This is a genomic window from Acidimicrobiia bacterium (assembly GCA_012959995.1).
Classification (GTDB): Bacteria; Actinomycetota; Acidimicrobiia; order Acidimicrobiales; family MedAcidi-G1; genus MedAcidi-G2B.
In genome coordinates, this window is the sequence record DUCC01000026.1 from 51715 (window position 1) to 66689 (window position 14975).

The following is a 14975-nucleotide window of genomic DNA, read 5'->3' on the forward strand; positions in this document are numbered from 1 at the left end:
AATGTGCGATGAGCCGGGCCTTCGGGCCCGGCTCTCGTCGTTTCATGGGGGCGGTACCCTGCAACTATGGATTTCACCGATCACCCCGCCCCTGACCCACAAAGACTCCTCGGCCAATTTGATGAATGGTCTCGCGGCGAAACGCTGCCCGGCCGCATGTTGGCCAATTTGAAAACCGGCCGCCTGCCGGAGGTGCTTGATGCTTTGGGTGAATCAGCTCAAGGGCTCGCTGACTGGTGGGACAAGTGGGAAAAAGGCACGGCGCTGCCGGATGAAGTAACTGCTGCTTTGGCCGAGGGCGGTCTACGCAAACAACTTGAGGCCCTTGTCGCTTCGTGAGCTTTCGCCCTGCACAACCGCGAGGCGGCCCGCAAATAATCCCCCGCCCTGCACAGTGGCGTTTGGGTGGCCCGGCCCCTTGGGCGCATTTAGTTGACCGGTCGCTGTCTTTAAGCCAAGTGGTGGATGCCCTAGCGGGCCAAGAGGACTTTGTGGTGCCCGACCTTCCCGTGGTTGATCACCGCCCGGCCGGGGTGTTGGTGGCCTTATACGAAGAGCAAGGCGAGGCCCATGTGGTGTTAACCCGTCGGTCACCCGATATGGCATCGCACCCGCATCAGGTGAGCTTTCCCGGGGGTCGCCAAGATGTCGAAGATGCTGACCTGTGGGTCACTGCTTGCCGAGAGGCCCATGAGGAGGTGGCTTTAGACCCGATTTTGCCTCGCTTGGTGGGGGAACTGCCACCAATGACCACCATCGGCCGACCCAGTTTGATCCACCCCTTTGTGGCCGTCTTGCCAGAACGCCCGACCCTAGTGGCCAACCCGGCGGAGGTGGAAACCATTCGCCACGTGGCTTTAGCCGAGTTGCTTAGCGATGAGGTGTGGCGTGAAGAACACTGGCAACGAGATGGTCAAGAAATAGCTATCACTTTTTTCGAACTCCCCGGCGACACCATTTGGGGCGTCACCGGCACCCTCTTGCGGCAACTTCTTACTCTCGGGCTCGGCCTTAGTTTGCACTGATCAAATTAGTCCAGCAACCGTATGGAGGAGTGCAGAATTGTTTGGCAACGCTTTTGATGGTCGCGGACAAAGGCAAGATATGAGACTAAAGATGACTGGCAAGGTGGGTTCGATGCGAGCAGGGAAAAAATTGTGGCCTTTTGCGGTATGGGCTTAGGATTGGCCCATGACCGAATCGCTGGAAACGCCGCCGCACATGACCCCCGAAGAGTTTCGGCAAGCGGGCTATGCGGCCATCGACTGGTTGGTTGACCACATGGAAGGAGTGGACCAGCGCCCGGTAACCCCGCCCACGCAACCCGGTGACGTGCGGGCCGCCTTGCCGGCCACTGCTCCGCAAACCGGCGAGCCTTTCGCCGACCTGCTGGCCGACATGGATCGCATCATCACCCCTCACCTGACCCAGTGGCAGCACCCCGGGTTCTACGGCTACTTCCCCGCTAACTCCTCGCCCCCGGCCGTTCTCGGCGAACTGCTTTCGGCCGGTCTCGGCGTGCAAGGCATGCTGTGGTCCACCGGCCCGGCCATCACCGAACTCGAAACCCACCTACTGGACTGGATGGTTGACCTGTGCGGGCTACCCGAAAGTTTTTTAAGCACCGGCCTCGGCGGAGGGGTTATTCAAGACTCCGCCTCCTCGGCCACCCTGTGCGCCATTTTGGCGGCCCGCCATCGAGCCGGCGGCGCGGCGGCACTCCCAAACTTAAGGGCCTATACCTCGGCCCAAGCACACTCTTCGGCCGAAAAAGGCTGCCTAGTGGCTGGCTTAGCCGCCGACCAACTGCGGCTCATCGACACCGACGAAAACTTTGCCATGAACCCCCAAGCCTTGTCGGCCGCCATAGCTCAAGATCAATCCGACGGACTGGTGCCATTTTTTGTCATGGCCACCGTGGGCACCACCTCGTCGGGAGCGGTTGACCCCTTGCCAAAAATAGCCCCCCTAGCCAAGGCCGCCGGGGCCTGGCTGCACGTAGACGCCGCCTGGGCCGGATCGGCCGGCGTATGCCCCGAATACCGTGAGATCTTCACCGGCCTTGACCAAGCCGACAGTTATGTCTTTAACCCGCACAAATGGTTGCTCACCAACTTTGACTGCTCGCTGTTTTGGGTCGCCGACGCTGGGCCGCTCACCGAAGCGCTATCTATCGTGCCCGAATACCTGCGCAACCCAGCCAGCGAGGCCGGTGCCGTCATTGACTACCGAGACTGGCAAGTGCCACTTGGCCGTCGCTTCCGGTCGCTAAAACTATGGTTTGTGCTGCGCAGTTACGGGGTAGAAGGCCTGCAAGCGCACATTCGTCGCCACGTAGACGCTGCCCAAGACTTAGCCCGACAAGTGGCCCAACACCCGAAGCTGGAATTAGTTGCCCCACCTACCTTGGCCCTAGTGTGTTTTCGCCATCTTGATGGAGACCAAGCCTCAGAAGATCTTCTCCAAGCCCTCAACGCCACCGGAGAGGTGCTGCTGACCCACACCAAACTCAATGACCATTACACCCTGCGGGTCGCCGTGGGAGCCACCCAGACCACCCAAAGCCACGTTCAGCACCTAATGGACCTCATCGCAGAGCAACTTTCTTCTTAAGTCTTTAGTGTCCCCCTAAGAAGAGAAATAGCACGGTAAACTCAGCGCTTCTACTCACTAAAAAGGGGTTTGTACCCATGGCAGAGATCGAAATCGGCATGGGCAAGAGTGGTCGCCGAGCCTACGGGTTTGACGACATCGCCATCGTGCCCAGCCGACGCACCCGCGACCCAGAAGATGTAGACATTTCTTGGAAGATAGACGCCTACCAATTTGACCTGCCCCTCATGGCCTCGGCCATGGACGGAGTAGTTAGCCCCGCAACGGCCATTGAAGTTGGTCGCTTGGGTGGCGTCGGAGTATTAAACCTCGAAGGGCTGTGGTGCCGTTACCAAGATGCCGACGCCGTGTTGGCCGAAATCGCCGAACTGCCGGTAGAAAAAGCCACCCGCCGCATGCAAGAGCTTTACCAAGAGCCGCTGAAGCTCGAGTTAGTGTCCCAACGCATTGCCGAAATAAAGGCCGCTGGGGTGGTTTCCTGCGCCTCGGTAACCCCTCAACGCACCGAAGCATTGCTGCCCGCCATTTTAGAAGGCGACCTAGACATGCTGGTTATTCAAGGCACCGTGGTTTCTGCCGAACACGTATCGAGCACCGTGGAACCTTTGAACCTCAAAACGTTTATTCGCAAACTCGATATGCCGGTCATCGTGGGAGGCTGCGCCACCTACCGTGCCGCTTTGCACCTCATGCGCACCGGCGCCGCCGGCATTTTGGTAGGGGTAGGCCCCGGCCATGCTTGTACCACCCGCGGCGTGTTGGGCTTAGGCGTGCCCCAAGCCACGGCCATTGCTGATGTGCGCGCCGCCCGGATGCGCCACCTCGACGAAACCGGCGTCTACTGCCAGGTCATCGCCGACGGCGGCATGGCTACCGGCGGAGACATTTCTAAAGCCATCGTGTGTGGCGCCGATGCGGTAATGATCGGCTCACCATTAGCGGCCGCTGCGGAAGCCCCGGGACGCGGCCACCACTGGGGTATGGCCACCTTTCATCCCACCTTGCCTCGTGGCGCCCGGGTTACTACGGCGGTACGCGGCACCTTAGAAGAAGTACTGCTGGGCCCAGCCAACGAAAACGACGGGAAACTCAACCTCTTTGGTGGCCTACGCACCTCTATGGCTACCTGCGGTTACCTCGATATCAAAGAGTTTCAAAAAGCCGAAGTCATGGTGGCTCCCGCTTTGCAAACCGAAGGCAAGTCGCTGCAAAAAGCTCAAGGCGTAGGTATGGGTCACTAGGCCCAAAACTCCATGGCTGAAGAAACACCCGGAGGCGCTGCCGGATCCACCGACCGAGTGCTGGTGGTGGACTTCGGGGCGCAATACGCTCAACTCATTGCTCGCCGGGTACGTGAATGCCGGGTCTACAGCGAGATCGTGCCCCACAATCTTTCGGCTCAAGAGTTTGCTGACCGAAAACCTACGGCCATTATTTTTAGCGGCGGCCCGGCTTCGGTGCACGTAGACGGAGCACCAAAAATAGACCCCGGGGTGTACGACCTTGGGGTACCGATTTTGGGTATTTGTTATGGAGCGCAAATGGTGGCCCAACAATGTGGTGGCATGGTGGGCCGCAACGAACGGGGAGAATACGGCCGCACCGAGTTGACCATCACCGACCCCGGAACCTTGCTGGTCGATGTTGAGCCCGGCCCCCAAAGCGTGTGGATGAGCCACTTTGATGCCATCACCGAACCGCCCACCGGAGCCTTAACCACCGCTTCATCCCCTGATGCCCCGGTCGCAGCCTTTGAGGCGCCAGAGCGAGGCCTCTACGGCGTGCAATTCCACCCCGAGGTGCTCCACACCCCTTGCGGCCCTGACCTGCTGAAACGCTTTCTCATTGATGTCTGTGGCTGCGCTGGGGATTGGACCATGACCTCAGTAATCGAGTCATCGGTGGCAGCCATTCAGGCCCAAGTGGGTTCCGGCCGAGCCATTTGTGGCCTCTCGGGCGGGGTGGATTCCGCCGTAGCCGCCGCGCTGGTTCATAAAGCCATTGGCGACCAGTTGACCTGCGTGTTTGTGGACACTGGTTTGATGCGCTCCGGCGAAGGCGAACAGGTAGTAGAAACCTTCGACCGCCACCAAGGCATTGAGCTCATCCACGTAAAAGCCGCTGACCGTTTCTTCACCGCTCTGGCGGGCCTCACCGAACCGGAAGCCAAACGCAAAGCCATCGGCGAACTGTTCATTCGGGTGTTCGAAGACGCTGAGCGCGAAATCGAAGACGCCGCATTCTTGGTGCAAGGCACCTTGTACCCCGACGTCATTGAGTCGGGCACCAAAGATGCCGCCAAAATAAAAAGCCACCACAACGTGGGTGGCCTGCCCGACGACATGGAGTTCGCCCTCGTCGAACCGCTACGCAACTTGTTTAAAGACGAAGTGCGGGCCGTCGGTTCAGAACTGGGCCTCCCCGACGAAATCGTGTGGCGCCAACCCTTCCCCGGGCCCGGCCTTGGGGTGCGCATCATCGGCGAAGTAACTCCGGACAAGGTGGCCACCTTGCAAGCAGCCGACCTGATCGTGCGCCAAGAAATACACGATGCAGGCCTGGATCGAGAAATTTGGCAAGCCTTCGCCGTGCTGCCTGACATTCGCTCGGTGGGGGTCATGGGCGATGAACGCACCTACGGGTGGCCCATTATTATTCGTGCGGTAACTAGCGAAGATGCCATGACCGCCGACTGGGCCCGCCTGCCTTACGACCTTTTAGAAACCATGTCGAGTCGCATCATCAACGAAGTAGACGGCGTAAATCGGGTGGCCTACGACATAACGTCGAAGCCTCCGGGCACCATTGAGTGGGAATAACGGTATGCCGACCCACGAAGATTACGTAACAGCCAGCACGCTTTTTGGCCGCCAACTCATGGAACTCACTGACGAGCAGTGGTACGCCGCCACCCCGTGCGACGAATGGGACGTACAAGCGTTAGTGGCCCACCTGGTGCTCGGGGAAGCCATGATGCTGGACTTGTTGTCTGGTAATCGGATAGAACCGGTGACCGAAATGGATGTCTCGATCCTAGGCCCCAACCCACTTGCTACTTGGCGAGGCACGGCCATTGCCGCTATGGAAGCCGCCTCCGCTCAAGAGGTGGAAGAAAAAATCTATACCCACCCCATGGGCGAAGTACCGGGGTCCATAGTTTTGGGTTTCCGCATAACCGAAAACCTTATTCACGCATGGGACTTAGCCCAAGCGCGTAACCAACCGCTGGAACTGCCCGACGACCTGGCTGAACGATGTCTGGAGTTCTGGCTACCGTTGGCCGACTCACTGGTAGCCAGCGGCATGGTGGGGGCGCCGGTTCACCCACCAGAAGACGCAGCGGCTGGGGTACGCCTGCTGGCCCTCTTCGGCCGGACTGTTTAGCGCTAAACCCCGGCCAGCGCTTCGACTACCGGAGCAAAATCTACCAACGAGTCTTCGTTGATGCCGATGTAAGTAATGCCCCAACGTTCTCGCCAAGCCAACAACGTTTCGACACATTCGCCTACCGAACCGACCAGCACATGAGGCGAAGCCAAGGCCTCTTCGGCGCTTAGCCCCAAAGCGGGGGCCATCAACTCAGCGATGCCCATGGGGTCGTTGGTGATGGCCGACATGTGCACCCTGGTTTGCAATTCCAAGCCGCTAAAACGGTCGCCCGCCGCCTCGCGAATCCAAGAAAGTTTTAAATCGGTGGCGTCAGCGGTGGCCGACGCTCCGGCCCGCTGATCGATAATCCCGGCGGCCATGCTGGCGTTGACCCCCACGATGTCGCCCTGTTGGGCAGCCAAGGTCAACATTTTTTTGCCGCCTCCGCCCAAAATAAGCGGAGGATGAGGGTTTTGTAGGCAACTTGGTTGCCCATCAAGATCTTTAATGGTGTAGAACTCGCCGTCAAAGCTAAAAGGTCCTTCGGCAAAGCAGCCTTTAAGCACGGTGATGGCTTCCGCTAAGCGGGCAATGCGGATGCTCGGCGAGTCAAAAGAAATACCGGAGTGGTGGTAGTCGCTGGATTTCCAGCCCGCGCCGATGCCCAGTTCTAACCGGCCTTCAGAAAGTAAGTCGAGGGTGGCTGCCTCTTTGGCTAAAAATACTGGGTGGCGAAAATCGTTGCCTAATACCAAGGTAGCTAAGCGGAGTTCACGGGTTACTTCGGCAATAACGGTTAGGGCCACAAAAGGTGCCATCTCTGCATCTAGGTGATCGGAAACACTCAACGTGGAATAACCCAGATCTTCGATACGGCGCCCTAATTCGCGCCACTCGGTGACCGGTCGAGGAGCGTTGGCGGTGATGCTGAAACGAAAAGGATTTTGCATAGGGGGCGAACAATAGCCCAGACCCCGAGGCCCGTCACACCTCAGCGGTAGGGTGAACGCAATGGCTTCCTCTCAAGAACATTCACTGTTTTCTCCCCCCGAAAATCAACTCGCCGACCTGGGCCTCAACCCGGCGCAAGAAGACGCCGTAATCCACCCTGTCGGCCCGCTTTTAGTAGTAGCCGGGGCTGGGTCGGGAAAAACCCGGGTACTGACTCGCCGCATCGCCCATTTAATTACCGAAGGCCAAGTCTCGCCTTTCGAAATATTGGCCATCACGTTCACTAACAAAGCGGCCGCCGAAATGAAACACCGGGTAGGTGAATTAGTGGGGCCGGTAGCCCAAAAAATGTGGGTCTCAACCTTCCACTCGGCCTGTGTACGCATCTTGCGTCGTGACGCTGAACGCTTAGGGTTCCCCTCGCAATTCAGTATCTACGATCAAAGCGATGCGGTGCGTCTCACCGGCTATGTCATCAAAGACCTCAACTTGGACATCAAACGCTTTCCCCCGCGGTCCATTCATGCCTCAATTTCGGCCGCCAAGAATGAAGGAAAATCAGCTGCTCAATATGAAGAAGAAGCCGTAGGGCCTTTTCAAAAACGTATCGCCACGGTTTTTCATGAATACCAAAACCGGTTATTCAAAGCCGGCGCCATGGACTTCGACGACCTCTTGGGCAACACGGTGACCTTGTTTAAAAAACACCCCGATGTGCTGGCCTCTTACCGTCAACGTTTTAAACATGTACTGGTTGACGAATATCAAGACACCAACCCGGTACAAAACGAGTTGGTTATGTTGCTCTCCCAAGAGCACCGCAACATTTGCGTGGTCGGTGACAGCGACCAATCCATCTACCAATTTCGGGGCGCCGACGTGCGCAACATCTTGGGTTTCGAAAAAACGTTCCCCGACGCCACCGTGGTGGTGCTTGACCAAAACTACCGATCAACGCAAACTATTTTAGATGCGGCCAATGCGGTGATTTCTCGCAATAAGGGGCGCCGGCCCAAAGAACTCTGGACCGCCGAAGGCCCGGGCGACCCCATAACCCGCTACCAAGCCGAAGACGAAATCGATGAGGCCCGCTGGGTAGTGGACCGTTTAGCCACCTTGCACGACGGTGGCCACCACCAATGGGCCGACATGGCAGTTTTTTACCGCACCAATGCGCAAAGCCGAGCGGTGGAAGAACAGCTGGTACGCCGCGGCGTGCCCTACCGGGTACTGGGAGGCACTCGGTTCTACGATCGCCGTGAAGTACGTGATGCGCTGGCTTACCTACGTTTAGCTGCCAACCCCATCGATGAAGTAGCGGCCAAACGGGTGCTCAACGTGCCCAAACGAGGCATCGGAGCTACCTCGATCAGCAAAATAGATGCTTGGGCCACCCACGCCGGTACAGGATTCATGGTGGCGCTATCACAAGCCGAAGAAGCCGGGGTGGGGGGCCGTGCTTTGCCCGGCATACGGGGTTTCCTTGACCTCCACGACACCTTGCGCGGCGACATAGACAACGGCCCCGGCCCGGTATTAGAAACCGCTCTTGAAGCTTCGGGCTATTTAGAAGAACTCCGGGCAGAACGCACCATCGAATCAGAGGGCCGTTTAGAAAACTTGGCCGAACTGATCGGGGTAGCGGACGAGTTCAACACCGTGGACGAATTTTTAGAACAAGTAGGCCTGGTGGCCGACACCGATGCGTTGCCCGACCCAGCGGCGGAAGAAGCCGGCATGGTCACCTTGATGACCTTGCATGCCGCTAAAGGTTTGGAGTTCCCGGTGGTGTTCTTGCTGGGGCTCGAAGACGGGGTGTTTCCTCATGTGCGTTCTTTGGGCGATGAAACCCAGTTAGAAGAAGAACGCCGCTTGGCTTACGTGGGCATTACCCGAGCTCGAGAAAAACTTTTTGTTACCCACGCTTGGTGTCGCATGTTGCATGGCACCACCCAGTACAACCCGCCGAGCCGTTTCCTCGACGAAATACCGGAAGACCTGTTGAGCGAAGCGGAGGACAGTAGAAAGCATCGCCCTCGCCGTGACGCCGGATGGGGCTCCAGTACCCGCAGCGAATCGTGGGCCAGTAAAAAACCAGCAGGGTCAGAAAGCGGCTGGTTCCCCTCTACTCCCTCCTCGGACCACGAACCGGCCGGCTCGGTAATCGGCACCGGAAAGAAAAAAGACTCCACCCCGCCGGGTCACGGTGCTCATCTACTCAACCTGCAACCCGGTGAAGAAGTAATGCATGCTGCATGGGGCCCGGGAACCGTGCTGGAAGTATCAGGAGAAGGCGACCGTGCCGAAGCGGTAGTGCGCTTCACCCAAAAAGGCGAAAAACGCTTGTTGCTGGCCTGGGCACCCATAGAACGCCCCTGAACATGGCCAAAAAGGTTCGTGCCTTGAGAGTAGGCCGCTACGCTTGCCCCGCACCGCCCGTGTAGCTCAGTTGGAAGAGCAGCTCATTCGTAATGAGCAGGTCCGGGGTTCAATTCCCCGCGCGGGCTCATTATTTAAAGAAATAAAAGAAAACCACAACCTCAACCCTCTAGGATCAACCCCATGAACGTGCTTTCAGGAGTCATCTGGCATTACTGGCTTGCCGTACCTTTGGTAGGCGGCGGCGTGGCTCTTTGCGTGGCCACCATGGTGGGGTACTTTACAAAAGTATCCTCCACCCGTTACCCAAAGAAGTAACGCAACCCCGTGGGGCCCACCGCAGTCGATTGGGCCTTGGCCGAACGAGTAGCAGTAAAGGTCGCCCAACGGGCCCCTTTTGCTGACGCTCACCTCCACGGCAACCTGATTGAAGAGTTCACAGAACACACGGCGCTGGCCGAAGGTTTGGTAGCCGCCACCACCGGTTTGGCCTCTGACCAAGGCTCCGCCCGGGCCCGAGTAGTAGACCGCTCCGACTGGATTCGCGCCAACCTGGCTTCGCTGCAACGCCTGCTGCGTCCGCTATTTGAGCGCATGGGCGATCAACCAGAAACCGCTTGGACCAAAGTAACGGCCCAAGTAACGGCGGTTGAGATGGGTGCCGTGTTGGGCTGGATGTCTACCCGAGTGCTGGGCCAATACGACCTCCTGGTTATTGAAGACGAACAAGCCGAAGACCAAGATTTGGTGTACTACGTCGGCCCCAACATCGTGGCCCTAGAACGCCGCTCAGCGTTTCCCCCCACTGACTTTCGTCTCTGGCTGGCCCTCCACGAAGTAACCCACCGGGCGCAGTTCACCGGAGTGCCATGGATGCGCGGCCACTACCTGGGTTTAGTAGAAACCTTGTTAGATCAAGCCGAACCAGAACCCCAACAGTTGGCCGACCGCCTGCGGTCTTTCACCAAAGGCAAAAGCGACAACAACGATTCCATGCTCTCTGCCATAGCTACCCCCGAACAAAAACTCGCTCTTGATGGGATCGCCGGTTTAATGAGCCTGCTCGAAGGCCACGGCGACGTCACCATGGACCGGGCCGGTATCGGCCTGGTAGAACACGCCGACCGCTACGCACGGGTTATGCGCCATCGCCGCCAGTCGGCCACCGGCCTTACCCGGTTGATTCAAAAAGCCATTGGTCTCGAAGCCAAGTTGGCGCAGTACATCCAAGGCGAAGAATTTATTGCGGCCGTAGAAACCGCCGGAGGCGCCGACCTCTTTAACCGTGTGTGGGAAAAACCAGCGCACTTACCAAGTTCAGCCGAGATTCAAGACCCTCAACTGTGGGTGACTCGCATGACCGAACCGGCGGCATGATCGAAATCTCGCTTTCAGAACTCTTGGAGCGATGCAACTTCCCTTCGCCCGGAACCCCCATAGATTGCGCTGTTTCTGGAGGCGCCGACTCGTTAGCGTTGCTGGTACTGGCCATACAAGCAGGTTGCACGGTGACGGCTTGGCACGTGGACCACGGCTTGCGCCAAGGCTCCGACCAAGAAGGGGCAGCGGTGGCCCAAGTAGCGACCAGCCTCGGGGCCAGCGTCGAGTTGGTGACCGCCTCGGTAAACCCTGGCCCCAACCTTGAAGCCCGAGCACGTCAGGCCCGTCGCGAGCTATTGCCTGCTGGGGTGCTCACCGGCCACACCGCAGACGACCAAGCAGAAACAGTGCTACTTAATTTGCTTCGCGGCGCTGGTTTGCCCGGGGTGGCAGGCATTGGAAGCCCTCAACGGCGACCCATCTTGAACCTACGCCGCCACGAAACCCAATGGGTATGCCAAAACCAAGGCCTTGAGCCGCTGGATGATCCCATGAATGCTGACCCACGGTTCACTCGTAACCGGGTGCGGCACGAAGTACTGCCGCTACTCGCTGAAGTATTCCAACGCGACCCGGTGCCTCTATTAGCCCGCCACGCCGAACACGCCGGACAAGGGGTGGCTTTGTTGCAAGAGTTGCTAGCTGACCTTGACCCCACCGATACCCGAACCCTGGCCCAACAAGATCCCGCCCTGATGCGGCTCAGCGTGCACCGTTGGCTCACCGAACAACGAAATGGGTTAGCCCCCGACGCCGCAGCGGTAGATCGGGTGTGTGCGGTGGTCGCTCACTCCAGCCAAGCGGCCGAAGTGGGCGGAGGCGACCGAGTAGAACGCACCGATGGACGCCTGCGTTTTTTGCCGGGTCGCCAACCAACCAAATCATCCCGCTAAGGTCAGGTCATGAGCGCTTACCAGTCAAACAACCCAGACATCCCCGCCCCCGGAAGGGTTTTGGTTTCGGCTGAAGACCTCGCCAAACGAGTAACGGTTTTAGGTCGAGAGATCACCGCCGACTACGCCGGCCGTTCCCCGTTGCTGGTCGGCGTGCTCAAAGGGGCGTTCATGTTTATGAGCGATCTGGCACGAGCCATCGACCTACCGGTAGAACTCGACTTCATGGCGGTGTCTTCTTATGGGCATTCCACCCGGTCCTCTGGGGTGGTGCGCATCGTTAAAGACCTCGACCTTGACCTCGCCGGGCGCGACGTGATCATTGTTGAAGACATCGTAGATAGCGGCCTGACCTTGAGTTATCTGCGCAAAAACCTTTTGGCCCGCAACCCGGCCAGCCTCGAAGTTTGCGCCTTGTTAGTGCATAACGACCACCAACTTGATGAGTCAATCCTGCGCTACGAAGGCTTTCGTATCCCCCCAGAATTTGTGGTCGGCTACGGCCTTGATGTAGCCCAGCACTACCGCAACCTCTCCGATATTCGGGTTATCGAAACCGAAACCGACGAGTAATGAGCGAACCAGTAGACCTTCCGCGTATCGAAGCAGCGGTAAAAGAAATTTTGGCCGCGCTGGGCGAAGACCCACAGCGCGACGGGCTTATCGACACCCCGGCCCGCGTGGCTTGCATGTATGCCGAAGTGTGTAAAGGCATCGCCGAAAACCCGGCCGACCAGCTAAGCAAAACCTTCGACGTAGACCACGACGAAATGGTCATGGTTAAAGACATTCCATTTTACTCGCTGTGCGAACACCACATGGTTCCCTTTTTTGGGAACGCCCACGTGGCTTACATCCCGAAAAAAGAAGGACGCATCGCTGGGCTGTCTAAGTTGGCTCGCTTAGTAGACGGTTTCGCCAGCCGCCTTCAAGTACAAGAACGCTTAACTTCGCAAATAGCGGAAGCCATTCAAACAACGCTGGACCCCCAAGGGACTCTGGTAGTCATTGAAGCCGAACATTTATGTATGTCTATGCGAGGCGTAAAAAAACCAGGAGCGGTGACCGTAACGTCGGCAGTACGAGGAATATTCCGCACCGACATGGCGACCCGCTCCGAAGCGATGCGTTTTATTGAGCCTTTGCGGCGCTGACGGTCATCGCTCAGGTATTGAGATACGCATGACCAAAGTAATGGGAGTAGTGAACGTAACCCCGGATTCTTTTTCTGACGGCGGACAGTTCCTGGATCACCAGGCCGCTCTTTCTCATGCCAAAAAACTTGTTGCAGAAGGAGCCGACATTATTGACGTAGGCGGAGAGTCCACCCGCCCGGGCGCTAACCCGGTAGGGGCCGACGAAGAAATAAAACGCGTGTTACCGGTCATCGCCGGACTGGTTAGCCAAGTAAAAGTGTCGGTCGATACCCGTCATAGCGAGGTGGCGCGAGCCGCTGTGGATGCTGGAGCGACGCTCATTAACGATGTCAGCGCCTCTTTAGGTGAGCTCGCAGGCCAACTAAAAGTGGGCTGGGTAGCCATGCACATGCAGGGCGACCCACGCACCATGCAGAAAGAACCGCAATACGACGATGTGGTGCAAGAAGTAAGGGACTACCTAGTGCAGCGAGCCGAGGCGGCGCAAGCGGCCGGAGCCACCGAAGTTTGGATCGACCCCGGTTTGGGTTTCGGCAAAACAACCGCCCACAACCTGACCTTGCTGGCTCACCTTGACTGTTTGGTAGAAACCGGTTGGCCAGTGGTGGTAGGAGCCAGCAGAAAACGCTTCTTAGGAGAAATCTTAGGAAAGAGCGACGGCCTTCTCGGCCCGACCGAACCAGCTGATCGAAAAGAAGGATCGGTAGCGGTCGCTACCTGGGCCTTCCATAAAGGGGCAGCCATGGTGCGGGCCCATGAGGTAGCAATCACTGTTCAAGCAGCAAAAATGGTTGGTTAAGTTGCCGTACGGGTTTTGTTGGTACAAGATGGGCGAGATAATTCATGGCTTCTGGTATTTGCCGGAATCCCCGTCTGAACGAGGGAGGAACCAATGAGAGGTAAATGGGCACAAGGCATTGTGCCACGCGGCTTTTGCTGGATCATTAAAGACCACCTCGCGGTTTGTGAACGCCCCGGAGGGTGCGGGGTAAGCCATAGAAAAGTGCGTCGCCAAGAAGAAATTATTTGGATACGCGAAAATGATTTTGACGTTGTGGTGTCGTTGTTGTCCAGCGAACACAACTTGCATAACTACGATGATTTGGTAGTGCGCTGGGCCCACGAACCTTTTGGTGGGGCCGAAGAAGGCATTGGCCGTTTGCTTCAGGTCATCAACCGCTTGGCCACCTTAACGGCCAACGGGGGACGCATTTTGGTGCACCGGGAAGAACTCAACGAAACGGTCTGTGGCCTTATGGCCGCTTACCTGTTGGCCACCAAACTGATGACCACCGGCCCCCATGCCATCGGGGTGATCGAACAGATCATGGAACGGCCATTAGGTACCCCAGGCCGTCGTATCGTTGACCTTATTGTCCAGCATCTTGACGAGAATCAAGATGCTGAATGACCGTATTGAGTTACGGGGATTAACCATGCTGGCCCTTTGTGGGCTTCTCCCTGAAGAACTCAAACGGCGCCAACCGTTGTCGTTTGACCTAGATGTATACCTCGATTTAGCAGCCGCTTCTTTAACCGACGACCTTCACGACACAGTGAACTATGGGGCTCTTTGTGAACTAGTGGAGAGCATTATCAAAGCCGAACGCTTTGACCTGCTTGAGCGTTGCGCCGGGCGCGTCGCCGAAAAAATTCTAGAATTTGAGCAAGTAAAAGAGGTCACGGTGACGGTGCATAAACTTCGCCCTCCGGTGCCTCAAGATCTCGCCACCAGCGGGGTGAGAATTCACCGACCGCTATGAAAAGGTTCGCCTACCTGGGTTTAGGGTCAAACCTTGGGGACCGGGCGGCTTTTCTTCAAGAAGCGGTGGCTGGCTTGCCCGATGTGGCAGGGGTTTCTGCGATTTACGAAACGGCTCCGGTAGGCGGACCCGAACAGGGCCCGTACCTAAACTGTGTGGCACAGTTGCTGACCGAACTCACCCCTCGGCAACTTTTGCAACTTTGCCAAGAAAGCGAAAAGGCCGCTCAGCGCGTGCGAGACGAACGCTGGGGCCCCCGCACCCTCGACGTTGATTTACTGTGGGTAGACGGCGAAGAAGTCAACGAACCCGACTTGGTAGTGCCGCACCCTCGGATGCATCAACGAGCTTTTGTGTTGATTCCCTTTTGTGACGTGGCCCCAGAAGTGGTGGCGTCACTGCCCGGGGCGGCAGAGGTTATGGCTGCTGATGCGGCCCAAGTGGTGGCCATCGGCCCGGTAAACCCTTAG

General features: G+C 57.7%; 16 protein-coding genes and 1 tRNA gene. 16 read left to right on the forward strand and 1 reads right to left on the reverse strand.

Features of this window, described 5'->3' with window-relative positions; all coding sequences use genetic code 11:
• The first annotated feature begins 66 nt into the window (after positions 1-66).
• The 6 genes from EYQ49_07130 (at position 67) to EYQ49_07155 (ending at position 5997) form a co-directional block, all read left to right on the forward strand.
• Entirely contained in the window at positions 67-339 is a 273-nt protein-coding gene (locus EYQ49_07130) for a hypothetical protein (GenBank protein ID HIG25644.1), read from the forward strand.
• Complete coding sequence (locus tag EYQ49_07135) at positions 336-1025, forward strand: CoA pyrophosphatase (protein HIG25645.1); 690 nt, start codon at positions 336-338, stop codon at positions 1023-1025. The genes EYQ49_07130 and EYQ49_07135 overlap by 4 nt, the downstream gene beginning before the upstream one ends.
• A 196-nt stretch (positions 1026-1221) precedes the next feature.
• Positions 1222-2613, forward strand: coding sequence for an aspartate aminotransferase family protein (locus EYQ49_07140; protein ID HIG25646.1), 1392 nt, complete (start codon positions 1222-1224; stop codon positions 2611-2613).
• Positions 2614-2690: 77 nt separating this feature from the next.
• The gene (locus EYQ49_07145; GenBank protein HIG25647.1) at positions 2691-3854 is read left to right on the forward strand and encodes a GuaB3 family IMP dehydrogenase-related protein; all 1164 of its coding nucleotides are present in this window, start codon (positions 2691-2693) and stop codon (positions 3852-3854) included.
• 12 nt (positions 3855-3866) lie between these two features.
• Complete coding sequence (gene guaA / locus EYQ49_07150; protein ID HIG25648.1) at positions 3867-5432, forward strand: glutamine-hydrolyzing GMP synthase; 1566 nt, start codon at positions 3867-3869, stop codon at positions 5430-5432.
• A 4-nt stretch (positions 5433-5436) separates the two neighbouring features.
• Positions 5437-5997 (forward strand): TIGR03086 family protein, encoded by a 561-nt coding sequence (locus EYQ49_07155; protein ID HIG25649.1) that lies wholly within the window; start codon positions 5437-5439, stop codon positions 5995-5997.
• A 2-nt stretch (positions 5998-5999) separates the two neighbouring features.
• Here the strand turns inward: EYQ49_07155 and EYQ49_07160 are convergent, their stop codons facing one another.
• Positions 6000-6932: a TIGR03621 family F420-dependent LLM class oxidoreductase gene (locus EYQ49_07160; protein HIG25650.1), complete on the reverse strand. Its 933-nt coding sequence runs from the start codon at positions 6930-6932 to the stop codon at positions 6000-6002.
• Between the two features lie 61 nt (positions 6933-6993).
• On the opposite strand from EYQ49_07160, the gene pcrA reads away from it, so the two are divergent.
• From pcrA to folK, 10 genes are all read left to right on the forward strand, one after another.
• Entirely contained in the window at positions 6994-9312 is a 2319-nt protein-coding gene (pcrA, locus tag EYQ49_07165; GenBank protein ID HIG25651.1) for a DNA helicase PcrA, read from the forward strand.
• A gap of 55 nt (positions 9313-9367) precedes the next feature.
• Positions 9368-9440: transfer RNA gene (locus tag EYQ49_07170), tRNA-Thr, on the forward strand.
• 199 nt (positions 9441-9639) lie between these two features.
• The gene (locus tag EYQ49_07175; protein HIG25652.1) at positions 9640-10689 is read left to right on the forward strand and encodes a hypothetical protein; all 1050 of its coding nucleotides are present in this window, start codon (positions 9640-9642) and stop codon (positions 10687-10689) included.
• Positions 10656-11585, forward strand: a complete 930-nt coding sequence (gene tilS, locus EYQ49_07180) for a tRNA lysidine(34) synthetase TilS (GenBank protein HIG25653.1) — start codon at positions 10656-10658, stop codon at positions 11583-11585. Before EYQ49_07175 ends, tilS begins: the two co-directional genes overlap by 34 nt.
• A gap of 9 nt (positions 11586-11594) precedes the next feature.
• Positions 11595-12158 carry a hypoxanthine phosphoribosyltransferase gene (gene hpt / locus EYQ49_07185; protein ID HIG25654.1) on the forward strand — a complete coding sequence of 188 codons (564 nt, stop codon included), beginning with the start codon at positions 11595-11597 and terminating at the stop codon, positions 12156-12158.
• Positions 12158-12739 (forward strand): GTP cyclohydrolase I FolE, encoded by a 582-nt coding sequence (folE, locus tag EYQ49_07190; protein ID HIG25655.1) that lies wholly within the window; start codon positions 12158-12160, stop codon positions 12737-12739. Before hpt ends, folE begins: the two co-directional genes overlap by 1 nt.
• Before the next feature lie 28 nt (positions 12740-12767).
• Positions 12768-13541 (forward strand): dihydropteroate synthase, encoded by a 774-nt coding sequence (gene folP / locus EYQ49_07195; GenBank protein HIG25656.1) that lies wholly within the window; start codon positions 12768-12770, stop codon positions 13539-13541.
• Between the two features lie 93 nt (positions 13542-13634).
• Positions 13635-14153 carry a hypothetical protein gene (locus tag EYQ49_07200; GenBank protein HIG25657.1) on the forward strand — a complete coding sequence of 173 codons (519 nt, stop codon included), beginning with the start codon at positions 13635-13637 and terminating at the stop codon, positions 14151-14153.
• Entirely contained in the window at positions 14143-14505 is a 363-nt protein-coding gene (gene folB / locus EYQ49_07205; GenBank protein HIG25658.1) for a dihydroneopterin aldolase, read from the forward strand. Before EYQ49_07200 ends, folB begins: the two co-directional genes overlap by 11 nt.
• Positions 14502-14975 (forward strand): 2-amino-4-hydroxy-6-hydroxymethyldihydropteridine diphosphokinase, encoded by a 474-nt coding sequence (gene folK, locus EYQ49_07210; protein HIG25659.1) that lies wholly within the window; start codon positions 14502-14504, stop codon positions 14973-14975. The genes folB and folK overlap by 4 nt, the downstream gene beginning before the upstream one ends.